14 protein-coding genes and 1 pseudogene are annotated in these 19,416 nt (G+C 59.7%); 2 read left to right on the top strand and 13 right to left on the bottom strand.

The features are described from left to right. Nucleotides 1–2: 2 nt before the first annotated feature. Complete coding sequence (gene gspD / locus AC4LFW_RS05415; RefSeq protein ID WP_491818179.1) at nt 3–2,273, top strand: type II secretion system secretin GspD; 2,271 nt, start codon at nt 3–5, stop codon at nt 2,271–2,273. 161 nt (nt 2,274–2,434) lie between these two features. On the opposite strand, the gene AC4LFW_RS05410 is transcribed toward gspD, so the two are convergent. From AC4LFW_RS05410 to leuC, 13 genes and pseudogenes are all read right to left on the bottom strand, one after another. After that, complete coding sequence (locus AC4LFW_RS05410; protein WP_491818178.1) at nt 2,435–3,646, bottom strand: O-succinylhomoserine sulfhydrylase; 1,212 nt, start codon at nt 3,644–3,646, stop codon at nt 2,435–2,437. A gap of 41 nt (nt 3,647–3,687) precedes the next feature. Continuing rightward, on the bottom strand, nt 3,688–5,193 hold the full coding sequence (purF, locus tag AC4LFW_RS05405) for an amidophosphoribosyltransferase (protein ID WP_491818177.1): 1,506 nt from the start codon (nt 5,191–5,193) through the stop codon (nt 3,688–3,690). Nucleotides 5,194–5,274: 81 nt separating this feature from the next. Next, nucleotides 5,275–5,787 (bottom strand): CvpA family protein, encoded by a 513-nt coding sequence (locus AC4LFW_RS05400; RefSeq protein ID WP_491818176.1) that lies wholly within the window; start codon nt 5,785–5,787, stop codon nt 5,275–5,277. 136 nt (nt 5,788–5,923) lie between these two features. Beyond that, entirely contained in the window at nt 5,924–6,559 is a 636-nt protein-coding gene (locus tag AC4LFW_RS05395) for an SPOR domain-containing protein (protein WP_491818175.1), read from the bottom strand. After that, nucleotides 6,549–7,853, bottom strand: a complete 1,305-nt coding sequence (gene folC / locus AC4LFW_RS05390) for a bifunctional tetrahydrofolate synthase/dihydrofolate synthase (protein WP_491818174.1) — start codon at nt 7,851–7,853, stop codon at nt 6,549–6,551. The genes AC4LFW_RS05395 and folC overlap by 11 nt, the downstream gene beginning before the upstream one ends. Continuing rightward, entirely contained in the window at nt 7,850–8,743 is an 894-nt protein-coding gene (gene accD / locus AC4LFW_RS05385) for an acetyl-CoA carboxylase, carboxyltransferase subunit beta (RefSeq protein ID WP_491818173.1), read from the bottom strand. The genes folC and accD overlap by 4 nt, the downstream gene beginning before the upstream one ends. Nucleotides 8,744–8,962: 219 nt before the next feature. Next, nucleotides 8,963–9,586, bottom strand: coding sequence for a phosphoribosylanthranilate isomerase (locus AC4LFW_RS05380; RefSeq protein WP_491820135.1), 624 nt, complete (start codon nt 9,584–9,586; stop codon nt 8,963–8,965). Nucleotides 9,587–9,690: 104 nt separating this feature from the next. Then, complete coding sequence (gene truA / locus AC4LFW_RS05375) at nt 9,691–10,563, bottom strand: tRNA pseudouridine(38-40) synthase TruA (protein ID WP_491818172.1); 873 nt, start codon at nt 10,561–10,563, stop codon at nt 9,691–9,693. 2 nt (nt 10,564–10,565) lie between these two features. Beyond that, nucleotides 10,566–13,311: pseudogene (locus AC4LFW_RS05370) on the bottom strand (motility hub landmark protein FimV). A gap of 425 nt (nt 13,312–13,736) precedes the next feature. Then, complete coding sequence (asd, locus tag AC4LFW_RS05365) at nt 13,737–14,849, bottom strand: aspartate-semialdehyde dehydrogenase (RefSeq protein ID WP_491818171.1); 1,113 nt, start codon at nt 14,847–14,849, stop codon at nt 13,737–13,739. A gap of 178 nt (nt 14,850–15,027) precedes the next feature. Further along, nucleotides 15,028–16,110 carry a 3-isopropylmalate dehydrogenase gene (gene leuB, locus AC4LFW_RS05360; protein WP_491818170.1) on the bottom strand — a complete coding sequence of 361 codons (1,083 nt, stop codon included), beginning with the start codon at nt 16,108–16,110 and terminating at the stop codon, nt 15,028–15,030. A gap of 94 nt (nt 16,111–16,204) precedes the next feature. Beyond that, a complete protein-coding gene (leuD, locus tag AC4LFW_RS05355; protein WP_491818169.1) occupies nt 16,205–16,852 on the bottom strand; it encodes a 3-isopropylmalate dehydratase small subunit in 648 nt (215 codons plus the stop codon). Between the two features lie 10 nt (nt 16,853–16,862). After that, the gene (gene leuC, locus AC4LFW_RS05350; protein ID WP_491818168.1) at nt 16,863–18,290 is read right to left on the bottom strand and encodes a 3-isopropylmalate dehydratase large subunit; all 1,428 of its coding nucleotides are present in this window, start codon (nt 18,288–18,290) and stop codon (nt 16,863–16,865) included. A 162-nt stretch (nt 18,291–18,452) separates the two neighbouring features. Between leuC and AC4LFW_RS05345 the strand changes: the two genes are divergently transcribed. After that, complete coding sequence (locus tag AC4LFW_RS05345) at nt 18,453–19,319, top strand: LysR family transcriptional regulator (protein ID WP_491818167.1); 867 nt, start codon at nt 18,453–18,455, stop codon at nt 19,317–19,319. Nucleotides 19,320–19,416: the final 97 nt, after the last annotated feature.

Raw genomic sequence — 19,416 nt, 5'->3', positions numbered from 1 at the left:
TGATGCTGCCTTTTTCCCCTCGCCCGCTCATTGCATTATTGACAGCGAGCCTGCTAGCCGCTCCTCTGCCGCTTCTCGCGGCCGACCCCGGCATCGAGCCAAGCACCACTCAACAGGATGGTTGGACGATCAATCTAAAGGACGCGGACATACGAGCCTTCGTCGATCAGATAAGTCAGCTGACCGGGCAGACCTTTATTGTTGATCCACGCGTCAAGGGCCAGGTGAGTGTCGTATCGTCGACGACGCTCTCGCTGGACGAGGTCTACCAGCTCTTTCTCTCGGTCATGGCGACCCACGGCTACAGTGTGCTGACCCAGGGCGAGGTGGCCCGCATCGTGCCCAATGCCGAAGCAAAGTCTGAAGCGGGGGGCGGGCCGACAGGCGGCGACCTGTTGGAGACCCGGGTGATACAGGTTCAGCACACCTCTGCCACGGAGCTCATTCCGCTGATCCGCCCCCTGGTTCCGCAGTATGGACATCTCGCCGCTGTCAGCTCTGCGAACGCGCTGATCATCAGCGACCGCAGCGCCAACATCGCCCGCATCGAAGATCTGGTCCGCCAGCTCGATCGCGCCCAGAACGAAGACTTCTCGGTGGTAAACCTTCAATACGGTTGGGCCGTGGATATCGCCGAGGTGCTGCGCAATACCCTGGCTCGCGGCGAAGCCAGGGACACCGCAGGTGCGCAGATCATTGCCGACTCACGCACCAACCGGCTAATTTTTACTGGCCCGGAACAAGCACGGCAGAAGCTGGCCAGCCTGGCCAATACGCTCGACACGCCCAGTACTCGTTCTGCCAACACTCGAGTGATCCGCCTGCGCCACAACGATGCCAAATCCCTCGCCGAAACCCTTGGGGACATTTCCGAGCGACTAGCCGAGCCCGCGGATGGCGAGGCCCAAGGTGGTCGACAGCAGAATATTCTGATTCGTGCAGACGAGAGCCTGAACGCGCTGGTCATGCTGGCAGAACCGGAACTGATCACCACGCTCGAGTCGATTGTGCGTCAACTGGACGTCCCGCGTGCGCAGGTAATGGTCGAAGCAGCCATCGTCGAAGTATCCGGCGATATCACTGACGCGCTTGGCGTTCAGTGGGCCGTGGACGCACGAGGCGGAACCGGAGGCGCTGGCGGGGTCAGCTTTGGCAATACCGGACTCTCCATTGGCAGTGTGCTCACCGCCATTGGTGAAAACGAGATACCGAGCAACCTTCCAGACGGTGCGATCATCGGCGTCGGAACCCGCAGCTTTGGCGCGCTGATCACCGCCTTGTCTGCAAACAGCAAGAGCAACCTGCTCTCCACCCCCAGTCTGCTGACGCTCGACAATCAGGAAGCGGAGATACTGGTCGGCCAGAACGTGCCATTTCAGACCGGCACCTACACGACCGATGCTTCCGGCGCGAACAACCCATTCACTACGATCGAGCGGGAAGACATAGGCGTTACGCTCAAGGTCGTTCCGCACATCAACGAAGGGGCCACCCTGCGTCTGGAAATCGAGCAGGAAATCTCCTCCATCGCGCCTTCTGCGAGCCTTTCTGCCCAAGCCGTCGACCTGGTCACCAACAAGCGTTCAATCAAGAGTACCATCCTTGCTGAAGACGGCCAGGTCATCGTCCTGGGCGGCCTGATCCAGGACGATGTGACCCGTACCGACTCGAAGGTTCCGTTGCTCGGCGACATCCCGCTGCTGGGTGCGCTGTTTCGTTCAACCCAGGAAACCCATGTCAAACGCAACCTGATGGTATTCCTGCGACCAACCGTGATTCGCGACCGTGCGGGGCTGGCGGCCTTATCAGGCAAGAAGTACAGCGATATCCGGGTTATTGAAACCAGCTCCGACAGTCCGAGTATTCTACCCGCCACACCCGAGGGTCTGTTCGATGGGCAAGGCCAGCCGGCACCGGCCATTGACCTTCGCTCCAACGAACCGGCCCAGCGCAGCCGAATGCCCACCGCACCAGCAACGCAGCGCGCGCCGCAGAGCTTCACGCCGCAAGCACAGCCATCGACCCAGGCACCTGCTCTCTCTGGCTGGGCCGTACAGCTGGCGAGCCTGCAGAACGGCGATAGTGCTCAAGCCCTTGCAGATAAGTTGCGCGAACAGGGCTTCACTACCTATGTACGCACCAGTGGCCGTACCCATCGGGTGTTCGTAGGGCCGATAGCCGATCGCCAGGAGGCCAGCCGAGTTCGGGACGAGCTGGCCATCGAACAGCGTCTTGACGGGTTCGTGGTGAACTTCGAGCCGGCGGAAAACTGAGTAGCCCGAGCAAAGCAATATGACCTGATTCTCGCCCGCTTGCAGACGGTGCCACAGCCAGGCCTGGCGATCCAGAGCAGACCGACAGGCCCGGTTTTATCCGAGCCTCTAACGACAGAAACCCCGCAAGCGGGGTTTCTCTTCACTGACCAGAGGGCGCTTCAGAGTGCCGCCAGGCCTCGCGCAAGGTCAGCCTGCAGATCGGCAACGTCCTCGAGCCCTACGGCGACACGAATCAGGCTGTCGCGAATCCCCGCGGTGGCACGATCATCAGCAGACAGCCGACCATGGGTAGTGGAGCCGGGATGGGTGATCGTGGTCTTGCTGTCACCCAGGTTGGCGGTAATGGAGATCAGCCGAGTGGCATCGATGAACCGCCAGGCGCCCTCCTTCCCCCCCGACACCTCGAAGCTGAGCACGGCACCGAAACCCTTTTGCTGGCGCCTGGCCAAGTCATGCTGCGGATGGCTGGGCAGCCCGGCGTAATAAACCTTCTCGACACCGGGCTGCTGCTCCAGCCACTCGGCCAGTATTTTTGCACTGGCGCAATGAGCCTGCATGCGCAGACGCAGGGTCTCCAATCCCTTCAGAAACACCCAGGCATTGAACGGACTTAGCGTAGGGCCTGCGGTCCGCAGGAAACCCACGACCTCCTTCATCTGCTCGGCCCTGCCCGCCACCACGCCGCCCAGGCAGCGCCCCTGGCCGTCGATGTACTTGGTCGCCGAATGGATGACGATATCTGCACCAAGAGCCAGGGGTTGCTGCAATACCGGTGTACAGAAACAGTTGTCCACCGCCAGCATCGCACCCTTCGCATGGCACAGATCGGCCAGCGCCGAGATATCGACAAGCTCCGCCAAGGGGTTCGACGGTGACTCAACGAAGACCAGCCTTGTATTGGCCTTGAATGCTGGTCCCCAGGCTGCGACATCAGTCAGCGGCACATAGTCGACTTCAAGTCCGAAGCGTTTGAGATACTTTTCGAACAACGAAACGGTCGCGCCGAACACACTGCGCGACACCAGCACATGATCTCCGGCACTGCACAGGCTCATCACCATGGCCAGGATGGCCGCCATGCCTGATGCGGTCGCCACGGCCTGCTCAGCCCCTTCCATGGCAGCGATGCGCTCTTCGAAGGCCCGCACGGTAGGGTTGGTATAGCGGGAGTAAACGTTACCCGGCACTTCGCCTGCGAACCGGGCCGCGGCATCAGCGGCACTTCGGAATACATAGCTGGAGGTGAAGAAAAGAGGCTCGCCGTGCTCACCCTCTGGCGAACGATGCTGGCCGGCGCGTACTGCCAGAGTATCGAAGCCGGCATCAGTCAGGTCACTGTCCAGTCGACCTGCATCCCAATCGATTGTCATGCGAATCCCTCATCCTGGGCGACCAGCGCCGCCCCGGTTGGTCAGTTGTTGTGCAAATCGATGATGGCGCTGCCAATGGCAGATTTGCTTTTGCTCAAGTCATTGCGCGCCTGTTCGATCTTGTGCAGATAGACATCGTCAATATCGCCGGTGACGTACTTGCCGTCGAACACCGCGCAGTCGAAGTTATCAATCTTGACCTTGCCGCCGCCGACTGCATCGATCAAATCTGCCAGATCCTGATAGACCAGCCAGTCGGCACCGATGAGCTCCGCTACCTCTTCTGTGGTGCGGTTATGGGCAATCAGCTCATGGGCGCTAGGCATGTCGATGCCGTAAACGTTTGGATAGCGAACCGCAGGGGCGGCCGAGCAGAAGTACACGTTCTTGGCCCCGGCCTCGCGGGCCATCTGGATGATTTGCTTGCACGTGGTACCGCGCACGATGGAATCATCCACCAGCATGACGTTTTTGCCCCGGAACTCCAGATCGATGGCGTTGAGCTTCTGCCGCACGGATTTCTTGCGTGCGGCCTGGCCCGGCATGATGAAAGTCCGGCCGATATAGCGGTTCTTGACGAAGCCTTCGCGGAATTTCACGCCCAGGCGGTTGGCCAGTTCGAGTGCCGCCGTGCGGCTGGTGTCCGGAATGGGGATGACCACATCGATGTCGTGCTCCGGACGCTCGCGGAGAATCTTGTCAGCTAGCTTTTCACCCATGCGCAGGCGGGCCTTGTAAACCGAGACGCCATCCATCAGGGAGTCGGAGCGTGCCAGATAGACGTGCTCGAAAATGCAAGGTGCATAATGAGGGTTCGGCGCGCACTGGCGAGTGTGTAACTTGCCGTCGGCCGTGATGTAGACCGCTTCGCCCGGCGCAAGGTCGCGTATCAGGGAAAACCCGAGTACGTCCAGCGCAACGCTTTCCGACGCGATCATGTACTCGACCCCTTGATCGGTGTGACGCTGGCCGAACACGATGGGTCGAATTGCATGAGGGTCACGAAAACCGACAATGCCGTAGCCGGTGACCATCGCCACCACCGCATAGCCCCCAACGCAGCGCTCGTGGACCTTGGCGACTGCGGCGAAAACGTCTTCCTCGGTCGGTTGGAGCTTTCCGCGCACAGCCAACTCATGGGCGAAGACGTTGAGCAGCACTTCGGAATCGGAGTTGGTGTTCACATGACGCAGATCGGACTCGTAGATCTCCTTGGTCAGCTGATCGACGTTCGTCAGGTTGCCGTTGTGCGCCAGCGTGATGCCGTACGGCGAATTGACGTAGAACGGCTGGGCTTCGGCCGAACTGGAGCTTCCCGCCGTTGGATAACGGACATGGCCTATTCCCATGTTGCCAACGAGGCGCTGCATGTGACGTTGCTGAAAGACGTCCCGAACCAGTCCGTTGTCCTTGCGCAGAAACAGCTTGCCGCTGTCGCTGGTCACGATTCCCGCTGCATCCTGCCCACGGTGTTGCAGTACGGTAAGCGCGTCATATAACGCTTGATTGACGTTTGACTTACCGACGATGCCGACAATGCCACACATGCAAGGAACCTCTCAGTTATAACCGGCTGATCCGAGCGCTCCGCTGAAATGCTGCGACACGCCCGTTGTAAAGAAATCGACTCAACTGGATGCGTCGAGTGAATTGGCTGCCCACTGACTACCGAACCCGAGGATCAGATTTTTTGACCAATCGGCAACCAGCAGGAAATGAGGCACCAGTGCAGACTCTCGCCACCAGGGGTCCTGTTGAACTGGTGCGAGACTGAGCAGGCCCACCAGCACCACGATCAGCAACCCACCACGGGCCGCACCGAAGACCATTCCAAGAAAGCGATCCGTGCCGGACAGGCCCGTCACCCGCACCAGTTCACCAATGAGAAAGTTGATTAACGCCCCGACCAGCAGGGTTATTACGAAGAGGATCGCGCAGGCCGCGATGACCTGGAAAGACGGCGTACTGATGTAGTCCGCAAGATAATGGGACAGCGCGCCACCGAACATCCAGGCAACCACGCCGGCGATGACCCAGGTGAGCAGGGAAAGCGCTTCCTTGACGAAACCGCGCTTCAAACTGATCAGGCTGGAGATGACCACAACGGCGACAAACGCCCAATCGACCCAGGTGAACGTCACGGGGGTTCCTGCACGAGACAAAGGCCGCGCATTTTAGCAGAGCGCCGGCTCAGGGGTAAGCATCATGAGCCGGCGTGGCAATCCTGGTCCGGATAAACACCCCGCAGAGGTAACCAACGACTACCGGGATGCCCGATCAGCCCTGCTCCGGCTTGAAGCGCACAACGAAACCATTGAGCTTGTGCTGACGCTGCAGCTGATCGCGTAGACGGTTGGCCTCGCCTCGCTCGATCAGCGGCCCGACAAAGACACGATTCATGCCGTCAGCGTTGCGCACGTAGGCGTTGTACCCTTGCGAACGAAGCGTTTGCTGCAACTTTTCGGCATTCTCACGGCTCGACAGGCTGGCCAGCTGAACCGACCAACTCACCGGAAGATTTGCAGCATCCAGTCGCGGTTCAGCGGCCGGTGCGGGCGCGGCAGCTTGCGAGGGCGCTGGCTCAGCGGCAGCCGTGGTGGCCGGCTCAGGCGCAGACGAGGGAGCTGGCACTGGGGTCTGCTTGATGGGCTCCGTGGGCGTGCCGCTGTCCACAACCGGCCCTTCTTCTATGATTTCGTATTCTTCCGGCAACGGCTCGACGGCTGGTTCAGGGACCTCGACAGGCTGAGTCTCGACTATCGGAGCCGCAGGAGCCTCAGGCATTTCCGGCGCGTTTACAGCGATCTCAGGCCCTTCGTCTGCGCGATTGAACAGCATCGGGACAAAAATCACAGCCAGCGCAAGCAGCACCAGCGCCCCCACGATACGTTGCAACAGCCCTTTATCTACCATCGCCCTGCCCTCCGTTCGCTGCGTTCCGCTCAAGCCAGTCGAGTGCTTCGGCCACGCAGTAGAAGGACCCAAACACCACCAGCTCGTCTTCTTCATCTGCGCGCACGCATTCTCGGTCAAGCGCTTGTGCCACACCGGAGTAGATAGTGACGGAGGCACCCCGTTCCATCAATGCCTCGCTCAACGCATCAGCGCTTCGAGAACGGGGCGTAGGCAACGACGAAACGGCCCAGCTGTCGAAAACCGGCAGTAGCGGCTCGAGGACTCCGTTCAGATCCTTGTCGGCCAGAAGACCGAAAACCGCGATCCGCCGCCCCTGTTTCGGCTGCAATTGCAACTGTTGCGCCAGATAGGCGGCTGCATGGGGGTTGTGGCCAACATCAAGCACGACTGACAGCCTACGCCCTTCCCAGGTGACGGTCCGACGATCCATGCGCCCGATCACACCCGTCGTCGTTAGCGCCTCGATCAGTTGCTGCGGCTGCCAAACCGCGCCGAGCAATGCGAAGGCCTGCAACGCCAGCGCGGCATTTTCAAGCGGCAGGGCCAGAATCGGTATATCCCTCAACTCCAGCGCTTCACCTGTGCTGGTCTGCCCTTGCCAGTGCCAACAGCCACGATCCTTCACCAGCTCGAAATCATGCCCACGCACCCGCAACGGCACCTGGAGCTGGCGCGCCACCTTGGTCAACGGCCCTGGTGGCAGCGGATCGCCACAGACGGCTGGCCTGCCTGCCCGGAATATGCCTGCTTTTTCGTACGCTACGCTGTCGCGGGTGTCACCTAGCCATTCGGCATGGTCCAGGCCAATGTTGGTCACAACGGCGACATCGGCATCGATCAGATTGACTGCATCAAGACGCCCGCCCAACCCAACCTCGAGCACTGCGGCGTCCAGCCCTGCGCGCTCGAACAACCAGAAGGCAGCAAGGGTTCCCATTTCGAAGTAAGTCAGGGATATATCGCCGCGGGCGCGCTCGACTGCTTCGAACGCGCTGCACAGCGCCTGGTCAGTGGCCTCGACCCCGTCAATCCGGACACGCTCGTTGTAACGCAGCAGGTGCGGAGAACTGTAGACGCCGACGCGCTTACCCTGGACAGCCAGCATCTGGGCCAGGAAAGCGCAGGTCGAACCCTTGCCATTGGTACCCGTAACCGTGACGACCAGGGGAGCCGGCCGGGTCAGCGCGAGCCTGTTCGCAACCTCACGGCAGCGATCCAGGCCCATGTCGATTGCCGTGGGATGTAGCTGCTCGAGGTAATGAAGCCACTCCGGCAGACTCCTGCGGATCATGCGTCTGCCGTCACCAGGACGGGCTCCGCCGGCGTAGGCAGTTGCTGAAGCTGAGCCAGGAGACGGGACAGACGTGCACGAAGCTCGGCGCGTGGAATGATCAGGTCGATCGCGCCGTGATCCAGAAGAAACTCGCTGCGCTGGAACCCCTCGGGAAGCTTTTCACGCACGGTCTGCTCGATCACCCGAGGCCCGGCGAATCCAATGAGCGCCTTGGGCTCCGCGACGATGACATCACCGAGCATGGCAAGACTTGCTGAGACACCGCCATAGACCGGATCGGTAAGGACGGAGATGAACGGCAGGCCTTCTTCACGCATGCGTGCCAGCACAGCGGAAGTCTTGGCCATCTGCATCAGGGATATCAGCGCCTCCTGCATCCGCGCGCCACCCGATGCGGAAAAGCAGACCAGCGGGCAACGCTGCTCGAGAGCCACATTGGCGGCACGCACGAAACGCTCGCCCACGATCGCGCCCATCGAACCACCCATGAACGAAAATTCAAATGCGCAGGCTACGACGGGCAGTTTTTTCAAGGTGCCGCGCATGGCAATCAACGCATCCTTCTCGCCGGTCTGCTTCTGCGCAGCCGAGAGACGGTCTTTGTATTTCTTGCTGTCGCGAAACTTCAGACGATCAACAGGCTCAAGTTCGACCGCGATCTCTTCACGCCCGTCCTTGTCGAGAAAGATATCCAGGCGAGTACGGGCGTCGATACGCATGTGATGCTGGCACTTCGGGCAGACATCCAGGGTTTTTTCCAGTTCGGGTCGATACAGTACCGCCTCGCATGATGGGCACTTGTGCCAGAGCCCTTCAGGCACTGAACTCTTCTGCGTTTCCGAGCGCATGATCGATGGGATCAGCTTGTCTACCAGCCAGTTGCTCATGCTTTTATTCTCCACAGCTTGTCAGTCCTGCGCGTGATGGATAAACGCGCCAGGCAGATTCAACATTGCGATCGGTCTCCAATCGGAGTTCACTGCATCGCGTAGGTGACAGGCCCAATGGCCGTCACAGAAACAAGGCCCTCTCCAAGGATGGACAGGCGTCGATCGTGCGAATGCCCATTCGCGAGTGGTAACTGGACGGCAGCCATCCGGGGTTCGTCACATCGAGGCCCTCACCTGGCGCACGAATTGATGCACAGCGTCAGGGCTTTTGACGCCCTTGCGAAGCTCTACCCCACCACTGACATCCACAGCAAACGGGCTGACCTGGGAAATCGCCTGTTTAACATTTTGTGCAGTCAGCCCACCGGCAAGAATCAGCGGCTTGGGCAGGTTCGCAGGAATCAGCGACCAATCGAAGAGTTCGCCTGTCCCACCCGGGACCCCTGCGACGAAGGTGTCGAGGAGGATGGCGCTGGCTCCCGAAAAGCGCGCGGCCTGCGCCGCGATATCCTCGCCTGCCCTCACCCTGAGCGCCTTGTACCAGGGTTTCTGGAAACCCTGGCAATCCTCAGGGGTCTCGTCACCATGAAACTGCAACGTGTCGAGCGGTACCGCCTCTAACGTTTCGCTTACTTCACAACGTGAGGCGTTGACGAACAGGCCGACCGTCGTGACGAAAGGAGGAAGTGCAGCAATGATTGCCCGCGCCTGCTGGATGCTGACCGCTCGCGGGCTTTTCGCATAGAACACCAGGCCAATCGCATCGGCACCAGCCTCAGCAGCGACAAGTGCATCTTTGATGCTGGTGATTCCACAGATCTTGGTTCGAACGATGGGCAACGGCCGGTACCTGCGATAAAGGACCTCGGATGGTAACAAAAGCGCCGCGTGCTGCAAGCTGCATCGCCCGCATGCAAGAACTAAATCCCGAAGGACGTCACGCCCTATCTATCGGCAGCGGAACGAACATCCGGCAGCCCGGAAAGAAAGTGCGGACCGAGGTAACGCTGAGGCAGCTCATACTCGTCGGGATAGTCCACCTGAACGAGATAGAGCCCATAAGGGTGCGCCGTAACACCCCCGGTTCGCCTCACGCGCGACTCCAGCACTTCCCGCGCCCACTCGACCGGCCTCTCACCCGCACCGATTGTCATCAGCACGCCGGCAAAATTGCGCACCATGTGATGCAGAAACGCGTTGGCACGAACGTCAACCACGATCAGACGCCCGTATTCGAGTAGCTCAAGGTGGTGAACGGTCTTGATGGGTGACTTCGCCTGGCACTGGCGTGCACGAAAAGCACTGAAATCGTGGGTGCCGACAAAGGCCCTGGCCGCCTCACGCATGCGATCGATGTCCAACGGGCGATGATTCCAGGTCACCTCCTCGGCCAGGTGAGCTGGACGGATCTGATCGTTGTAGATCACGTAGCGATAACGACGAGCCATGGCGCTGAATCGGGCATCGAAACGCTTAGGCATCTCCTTGGCCCAGGTCACGCTGATATCGCCGGGCAGGTTCATGTTCGCCCCCATCACCCAGGCGTGCATCGAGCGTGTCACGGGGGTGTCGAAGTGCACGACCTGGCCACACGCGTGCACAAGGGCATCTGTACGCCCGGCACAGCTCAGGGTCACAGGATGGCCGCCTGCAACCTTGCTCAGCGCGGTTTCAAGGCATAGCTGAATGGAAGGAACACCGTCGCGCTGGCGTTGAAAGCCCCGATAGCGAGCCCCCTTGTATTCAACGCCCAGTGCGATTCTGGAAAAGCCAGCGGCAGCCGATAGGGCTGCCGCTTCAGGTACTGCTTCTGTCATGTTCAGGCTAGTTTGGCGAGCATATCTCGCGCTTCTTGCTGCTGGTTATCGCTCCCTTCGCTGATGACCTCATCCAGGATGTCACGCGCACCTTCGGCATCGCCCATGTCGATATAGGCACGAGCCAGATCGAGTTTTGTGGTGGTTTCGTCGGTGTCAGAAAAGAAGTCGAAATCTTCGCCCATATCGTCGATGGAAGAAGGTGACGGCTCGACCAGAGCTATATTCGCTGATTCGCCCATAGCTGGCTGGTCACGCGGCTCATCAAGATCACGCGACAGCTCCTCAAGCTCGGCCTCGACGTTTTCCAACTCGGAACTGAAGCTATCGGAAGCAGGCGACTGCGCGCTGCCTTCATCCAGAGAGAGATCGAACTCGTCCGGCATGGTTTCTGGCTGCGCCGTATCGGCAAGCCCGAAGTCGAAATCATCCGTATCCGGCGCGGTCGTGTCCGGAAGTACATTGACGGCCGGAGAGGAAACACCTGGCGTCGATGCAGGCTGATCATCATCAAGGTCTAGCGAAAAGCCAGCCAGCTCATCTTCCAGCGAGGCCTCACCTGGCTTGGACGGCTCGTCAATATCGAAGGCGAAATCATCGATGGCCTGCTCCTGCGCCGCCGCTTCAATGTTGAGATCGTCGAAATCCAACGCGTCGAAATCCTGCTCGGCCTCGGTTTGCCGCGCTGTAGGCACCTCCTGAAATTCATCATCCAGAGCAAGGTCATCGAGGCTGAGATCGAAAGAGTCGTCGGCGTCCGGTGAGACGGAAGAAACAGGCGCAGGCTCCTCGAGCTCGAGATCGTCAAGGTTCAGGCTATCGAAGTCATCGCTGCTGGCTACGCCAACCGCACCGGCACCTGCGGCAGAAGCCATCACCATCGCCGGGTACCGGGCTTTGAGCTGGTCAATTGCAGCAGCGGAGCCGCCGATATCACGAAGCTCTGACTCCTGTCGGATGAACCCGTCACGGCCACCCAGCTCGGCGTAGACCTCCATCAGCTTCAGGCGCAAATCGCCTCGCTGCGGCTCGTTGTCGAGCGCGTTCTGCAGTAGTTCAGCGGCCTGATTGAAACGGCCATAGGCAATGTAGATGTCGGCTTCAGCAAGAGGATCGTTGCCAGTGCCCACCGGAGCATCTGATTCGCCTTGAGTTGAGGTTTCATCATGCTGTCCATGATCAGCTTCAGCGACGTCCGATGCTCTGAAATCCTGTTGTGCAACGAATAGGTCGGTGGAACCATTGTCCGCAAGCAACGACTCCTGCAGCTCGGCTTCCTTCATCGCGTTGCGGCGAGACAGGGCCATCAACCCGACCAGCAATAGCAACAAGGCGCTGCCGCCCAACACCCCCAGTAGAATGGGGTTACCGAACAGGCCCTCGACGAAGCCTTCCGATTCCTCGGGAGCCGCGACAGGAGCGGGAGGAGGCGTTTCGGCAACCGGCTCCACCGCTGCAGGCTGGGACTCCACAGGTTGCTGCTCTGCAATCTGGGATTCAGACGCTGGCGAAGAAACCCCTGGCTCGGCCTCTACTTCCGCGGCAGGCTCAACCGGCTCGGCTGCAGCAACCGGACTGGAATCGACCGTACCAGGCTGAGAGGCAGGCGCAGTCACGCCTGTTTCGGCCGGGCTATCGGCGCCCAACTGCGCTTGCAGTTTCGCCAGTTGATCATCCTTGAGCTGCATCAGTCGCTGCAGCTTGTCCAGCTGACCTTGCAGATCGCTCAGACGATCCTTGAGATCGATATTCTCCCGACGACTCGAATCAAGGCTTTCTTCGGTAAGGGCAAGCTTGTCACGCAGCGCTTTTGCTTCATTACCGCTACCCGACTCGCTGCCGCTGGCCAATGCTCCACTGTCCGGAGCGACCAGTCGCAGGTTATCACCCTGCTCAGCTCGGGAGGGAGCAGCACCGGCACTGCTCCGCTGCGTGGCATCGAGCTGGCGTGCACCAGCCACAGGGGAGGCATTCCCGCTCCGCCAGCTGGCGTTTTGCTGGGCGACTTGCTGTATCGCCTCGGCCTGGCTGCGCCTGGCAATCTGCTCGGCATTGGGCAATCGCAGTACCTGGCCATTCTTCATGCGATTAATGTTTCCGCCGATGAATGCGTTTGGATTCAGATCCTGGATGGCCAGCATGGCTTGGTGGACCGTTCCGCCCTGCCGTGCACGATCAGCGATTTCCCAGAGCGTATCGTTTGGCGTGACCTTGTACTGGTCGCCTTGTAGAGCCGGGGTTGATGACGAGACCGGCGCTGGCGCCGGGCGGGGTGTAGCAACAGGCCGAGAAGACGGGGCTGCGATTGGCAAGCTGCGGTGCAACTGCTGCAGCAGTTTCCGGAGAATAAAGAGGCGGATCCAACAGCAGCGTATATTCGCGCAGTAGGCGACCACTCGGCCAAAGCACCTCGACCAGGAAATTCAGGTAGGGTTCGCGAACGGGCTTGCTGGACGATACGCGAATGACGCTTTTTCCATCAGGGCGCAAAACAGGCGTGAAGGTAAGATCAGTCAGGAAATACTGCCGGTCTACACCGGCCCGATTGAAGTCCTCAGCGGATGCCAGGACTGGCACGACCTCACCAGGCGCCAGGGTCTTTGCATCCAACAGTTCGATTTCAGCGACCAGCGGTTGATTCAGCGCCGACTTCAGCGTGACCTCGCCCAACCCCAGCGCGTAGGCCATTTCGGAAGTCAGCGCGGTAGCAGCCGCGATTGCCAGCACCAGATTGCGAACCCGAACCATTATGTAATCCCTTGTTTTTTTAACTTTTCTCGGATCTTCGAGAGGGTCTTATAGTCGCTGCCTGCGCCGCCTGGTGGCGCCCCCATCAGCGATAAGCCTATAATCGTTGCCAGCTAGAATAGTTCTTCGAACTTTCAGTAAGTATCTTTTACAGATAGGGTTTTATCAACAACCCACCGGACGAGCAGGCATTAAGCCTCAGCCCTTTTAGTGCGTTATCAGACACACTCCACAAAATGTGCGGAACGTACCAGCCGCTGACAGCCCTGTGCTGGATGAGGGCCGGAGAGCTGGCGTAGCGAGACCAAGACAAGCCCCCTACCCCGCAGGCTCGTCGAGCCTTTAGCAAACCACCCCGCACCGCCATACCCAGTAGAAAAGAAAACGCCTCGACCAGGGTCGAGGCGCTTATGTTCGCAGAGGTACTAGCGTTCCAGCAGGATGCGCAACATTCTGCGCAACGGCTCAGCAGCCCCCCAAAGAAGCTGATCGCCAACGGTGAACGCTCCCAGGTAATGCGAGCCCATGTTCAGCTTGCGCAGCCTGCCGACCGGAACACTAAGAGTGCCCGTCACTGAGGTGGGGCTAAGCTCCTGCATGCTTGCGTCTCGATGGTTGGGGACTAGCTTTACCCAGGGGTTGTGCTGACTGATCATGCCCTCGATGTCCGAGATCGGCACATCCTTGTTCAGTTTGATGGTTAACGCCTGGCTGTGGCAACGCATGGCGCCGACGCGAACACAGATACCATCCACCGGGATCGGGCTCTTGAAACGGCCCAGTATCTTGTTGGTCTCGGCCTGGGCCTTCCACTCTTCGCGGCTCTGCCCGTTCGGCAGTTCCTTGTCGATGTATGGAATCAGGCTGCCGGCCAGCGGGACGCCGAAATTATCAACCGGAAACGCTTCGGAGCGCTGGCAGGCGGCCACCTTGCGATCGATCTCGAGGATGGCACTCGCCGGGTTAGCCAAGTCATCAGCCACCGACGCATTGATGCTGCCCATCTGCTTGATCAGCTCACGCATGTTCTGCGCGCCGGCACCCGAAGCGGCTTGGTAGGTCATGGCGCTCATCCATTCAACCAAGCCGTTTTCGAACAGACCACCGAGGCCCATCAGCATCAGGCTGACGGTGCAGTTGCCTCCGATGTAGTTGAGCGTTCCGGCATCCAGCTGATGGTCGATGACTTTGCGGTTGACCGGGTCCAACACGATAACGGCATCGTCGTGCATGCGCAGCGTCGAAGCCGCATCGATCCAATAGCCCTTCCAGCCAGCCTCGCGAAGCTTCGGAAACACCTCGCTTGTGTAGTCCCCGCCCTGGCAGGTAAGAACGATATCAAGCGACTTCAACTCGTCGATGTTGTAGGCGTCTTTCAGTGGCGCAGTATCCTTGCCAATGGAAGGCCCCTGACCGCCCACGTTGGAAGTGGTAAAGAACACCGGTTCGATCAGGTCGAAATCCCGCTCCTCCAGCATCCGCTGCATGAGCACGGAACCCACCATGCCGCGCCAACCGATCAGACCTACACGTTTCATCGCAACTACACCTATATATGAATGGCCTGCAGAGCAGGCCGTCGATAAACATATGCCACATGCTCGAAGCATGGAAGGATCACCTAGCAACGCCAAGTGACAGACCGCCATCGCTGCACATGTGCCTGGCCGTAGCCCGCAAGTTTGATCAACGGCCTGTGCAAAGGGGCCAGAAAGATTACAACTTCGCGAGGGCCGCGACTACTGCGTCGCCCATCGCCTTGGTGCCGACTTTTTCGCATCCTTCGGACCAGATGTCGCCGGTACGCAGCCCTTGATCGAGCACATTGCTGACTGCCTGCTCGATCGCATCTGCAGCCGCTACCTGATTGAAGCTGTAGCGCAGCATCATAGATACCGAAAGGATGGTCGCCAGCGGATTCGCGACGCCCTTGCCTGCGATATCCGGTGCCGAGCCATGGCACGGCTCGAACATGCCCTTGTTGTTTGAATCGAGGGACGCTGATGGCAGCATGCCGATCGAACCGGTCAACATGGAAGCCTCATCCGACAGAATGTCGCCGAACATGTTATCGGTCACGATCACGTCGAACTGCTTGGGTGCCCGTACCAGTTGCATGGCCGCGTTATCGACATACATATGGCTGAGTTCGACGTCCGGATAATCCTTGGCAACCTCCTCCACCACTGTGCGCCATAGCTGGCTGGACGCCAGGACATTGGCCTTGTCCACGGAACATAGCTTCTTGCCACGCACGCGCGCCATGTCGAACCCGACCCTGGCGATGCGACGCACTTCGCCTTCGCTGTAAGGCAGTGTATCGAACGCCATGCGTTCGCCGTTTTCCTGCACCCTGGTTTCACGCGGCTGACCGAAGTAAATACCGCCAGTCAGTTCTCGAACGATAAGGATATCCAGGCCTGCCACGATCTCCGGCTTGAGGCTGGAAGCCTCGGCGAGCTGCGGATACAGCAAGGCCGGGCGCAGGTTGCCGAACAGGCCAAGCTGCGAACGAATTTTCAACAAGCCGCGCTCGGGGCGGATCGCCGGATCGATCTTGTCCCACTTCGGACCACCCACGGCACCCAGCAGGATGGCGTCCGCCGCCCTGGCACGCTCCAGGGTTTCGTCGGCCAAGGGCACGCCGTACTTGTCGGCCGCCGCCCCGCCCAGCTCGTCGTAGCCAAGCTGCAGGTCAAGCTGGAATTTATCGTTGGCCAACTCAAGCACCTTGACTGCTTCGGCCATGATTTCCGGGCCGATACCGTCACCCGGAAGAATCAGAATCTGTTTGGACATAACGTTTCCTTCAGAAAAGCTTGAAGCTTAAAGCCAGAAGCTAGAAGCCGAGCGCTGTTACTTCCAGCTTTCGGATTCCGGCTTCCACCTCGTGTCATTTGATTGCGCCGAACAGCCAGGGCTGGCTCTGCTGATGCCGGGTTTCGAAAGCCTTGATGGCTTCAGCGTCCTGCAGCGTCAGGCCAATGTCGTCCAGGCCATTGAGCAAACAGTGCTTGCGAAACGCATCGACCTCGAATTCGTATCGGACGCCGTCCGGACGAGTCACCGTCTGTGCCTGGAGATCGACGGTCAGCTGATAACCTTCAGTGGCCTCGGCCTGCTCGAACAGCGCGTCGACCTCTTCTTCTTTCAGCACGATAGGCAACAGGCCATTCTTGAAGCTGTTGTTGTAGAAAATGTCAGCGAAGCTCGGCGCGATGATGGCGCGGAATCCGTACTCTTCCAGCGCCCAGGGCGCATGCTCACGGGACGAGCCGCAACCGAAGTTCTCGCGCGCCAACAGGACGCTCGCGCCCTGGTAACGGGCGAAGTTGAGAACGAACTCCTGGTTTACCGGACGATTCGAACAGTCCTGGTTGGGTTGACCGACGTCCAGATAGCGCCATTCGTCGAACAGGTTCTGCCCGAACCCCGTACGCTTGATCGACTTGAGAAACTGCTTCGGGATGATCTGGTCGGTGTCGACGTTTGCACGGTCGAGCGGCGCAACGAGACCCCTGTGCTCGGTAAAAGGCTTCATATCCGTCTCCTCAGGCCTGGATCAGTTCACGAACATCCACGAAACGGCCGGTCACTGCAGCTGCAGCAGCCATGGCCGGGCTGACCAGATGGGTCCGCCCGCCGGCACCCTGCCGGCCCTCGAAGTTGCGGTTTGACGTGGACGCGCAGTGTTCACCACTGCCGAGCTTGTCAGGGTTCATCGCCAGGCACATCGAGCAGCCCGGCTCGCGCCACTCGAAACCGGCTTCGAGAAAGATCCTGTCCAGCCCTTCGGCTTCCGCCTGCTGCTTGACCAGACCCGAGCCGGGTACAACCATTGCCTGCTTGACGCTCGATGCAACCTTGCGCCCTTTTGCCACTTCGGCAGCAGCACGCAGGTCTTCGATGCGCGAGTTGGTGCAGGAGCCGATGAACACGCGGTCAAGCTGAATGTCAGTGATCGGCTGGTTAGCGCGCAAGCCCATGTATTTCAACGCACGCGTGATGGAATCGCGCTTGACCGGATCGGCCTCGGCGGCCGGATCCGGCACACACTGATCGACCGCAAGCACCATTTCCGGGGAGGTACCCCAGCTGACCTGTGGCTTGATGTCCTCTGCATCCAGCTCGACAACGGTATCGAACACAGCATCGTCATCCGACACCAGTTCTTTCCAGGCGGCGACGGCACGTTCCCAGTCGGCACCTTTGGGCGCATAGGGTCGGCCTTCGACATAGGCGATCGTCTTCTCGTCCGCAGCCACCATACCGACCCGCGCGCCGGCTTCGATGGACATGTTGCAGATGGTCATGCGGCCTTCCATCGACAGGTCGCGGATGGCACTTCCCGCGAACTCCAGCGCATGACCATTGCCGCCGGCCGTGCCGATCTTGCCGATGACAGCCAGAACGATGTCCTTGGCCGTTACGCCAAAAGGCAGCTTGCCTTCCACGCGGACCTGCATGTTCTTCATTTTCTTGGCAACCAGACACTGGGTTGCAAGCACATGCTCGACTTCCGAGGTGCCTATGCCGTGAGCCAGCGCGGCAAAGGCGCCATGGGTGGAGGTGTGCGAGTCGCCGCAGACCACCGTCATGCCTGGCAGGGTCGCGCCCTGCTCCGGGCCGATAACGTGAACGATGCCCTGGCGGATGTCGTTCATCTTGAATTCAAGAATTCCGAAGTCATCGCAGTTTTCGTCCAGGGTCTGCACCTGAATGCGCGAAACTTCATCGGCGATCGCCTCGAGACCTCCCTGGCGCTCACCCTTTGTGGTGGGCACGTTGTGGTCGGGTGTCGCGATATTCGCGTCGATGCGCCACGGCTTGCGATTGGCCAGACGCAGGCCCTCAAAAGCCTGTGGTGAAGTTACTTCGTGAAGGATATGGCGGTCGATATAAATCAGCGACGAGCCATCGTCGCGCCGCTTGACCTCATGCATTTCCCAGAGCTTGTCGTAGAGCGTCTTGCCGGCCATCAGACATTTCCTCATCAGTTATTTGGGCCAATAGCCCTTTTGCTTATGGGGTGATGCTATGGCCATACATGAAATTACTCAAATTCATATTTTTCATCCAATGCATTCCATGCTGGAATAACTAACTGAGTCAACCACCTCCCCACCCTACAGGAACCGGCCATGGACCTTGCCAGCCTCAACGCCTTCATCGCCATCGCCGAGACGGGCAGTTTCTCTCTGGCAGGCGAGCGCCTGCACCTGACTCAGCCAGCCGTAAGCAAGCGTCTCGCCGCGCTGGAGTCGCAATTGAAGGTACGGTTATTCGACCGCCTGGGTAGGGAGGTCAGCCTGACCGAAGCCGGCAGAGCCCTGCTTCCTCGCGCTTATCAGATTCTCAACGTGCTGGATGACACCCGCCGGGCGTTGACCAACCTCACCGGCGACGTCAGCGGCCGTCTGTGCCTGGCGACTAGCCACCACATCGGCCTGCACCGCCTGCCTCCGCTGCTGAGAACCTTCACCCGGCGCTTCCCCGAAGTAAACCTGGATATTCGGTTCCTCGATTCCGAGATCGCTTATGAAGAAGTCCTGCATGGGCGCGCCGAATTGGCGGTGATCACCCTGGCGCCACAGACGGCCGCCCCGGTCAGCGCCACCAGGGTCTGGGATGACCCTCTGGACTTCGTCGTCGCCCCAGAGCATCCCCTGGCACAGAAGGCCGGGATCACACTGGCTGACGTGGCCCGCTACCCGGCGGTATTCCCAGGTGGCAATACCTTTACCCATCACATTGCCCAGCGGCTGTTCGAGCGTGAAGGGCTCACTCCGAACATCACCATGAGCACCAACTATATGGAGACGATAAAGATGATGGTCTCCATCGGTATCGCCTGGAGCGTCCTGCCGCGCACCATGCTGGACGAGCAAGTGGTGCGCCTGCCGCTGCCGGACGTGCAGCTTACGCGGCAGCTGGGCTATATCGTACATACCGACCGCACCTTGTCGAATGCGGCAAAGGCCTTCATGACGCTGCTTGAAGCAGGCTGAGCATACTTGCACTTTGCCATCTACTGCGGATAAGTTCGCATTGAATGACAACTACAAGATGCGCATGCTCGCCATTCGTCTCCAGCCGACGCCCCTG

This window comes from Stutzerimonas sp. C6.4V (genome assembly GCF_058536345.1).
Note: the sequence above shows the minus strand (reverse complement) of the source record. Positions and strands in the feature narration are given on the sequence as shown.

Coding starts and splice junctions, on each gene's coding strand:
- gspD (WP_491818179.1), top strand. CDS start 3: ATGCTGCCTTTTTCCCCTCGCCCGCTCATTGCATTATTGACAGCGAGC.
- AC4LFW_RS05410 (WP_491818178.1), bottom strand. CDS start 3,646: ATGACAATCGATTGGGATGCAGGTCGACTGGACAGTGACCTGACTGAT.
- purF (WP_491818177.1), bottom strand. CDS start 5,193: ATGTGTGGCATTGTCGGCATCGTCGGTAAGTCAAACGTCAATCAAGCG.
- AC4LFW_RS05395 (WP_491818175.1), bottom strand. CDS start 6,559: ATGGTAGATAAAGGGCTGTTGCAACGTATCGTGGGGGCGCTGGTGCTG.
- folC (WP_491818174.1), bottom strand. CDS start 7,853: ATGATCCGCAGGAGTCTGCCGGAGTGGCTTCATTACCTCGAGCAGCTA.
- accD (WP_491818173.1), bottom strand. CDS start 8,743: ATGAGCAACTGGCTGGTAGACAAGCTGATCCCATCGATCATGCGCTCG.
- truA (WP_491818172.1), bottom strand. CDS start 10,563: ATGACAGAAGCAGTACCTGAAGCGGCAGCCCTATCGGCTGCCGCTGGC.
- asd (WP_491818171.1), bottom strand. CDS start 14,849: ATGAAACGTGTAGGTCTGATCGGTTGGCGCGGCATGGTGGGTTCCGTG.
- leuB (WP_491818170.1), bottom strand. CDS start 16,110: ATGTCCAAACAGATTCTGATTCTTCCGGGTGACGGTATCGGCCCGGAA.
- leuD (WP_491818169.1), bottom strand. CDS start 16,852: ATGAAGCCTTTTACCGAGCACAGGGGTCTCGTTGCGCCGCTCGACCGT.
- leuC (WP_491818168.1), bottom strand. CDS start 18,290: ATGGCCGGCAAGACGCTCTACGACAAGCTCTGGGAAATGCATGAGGTC.
- AC4LFW_RS05345 (WP_491818167.1), top strand. CDS start 18,453: ATGGACCTTGCCAGCCTCAACGCCTTCATCGCCATCGCCGAGACGGGC.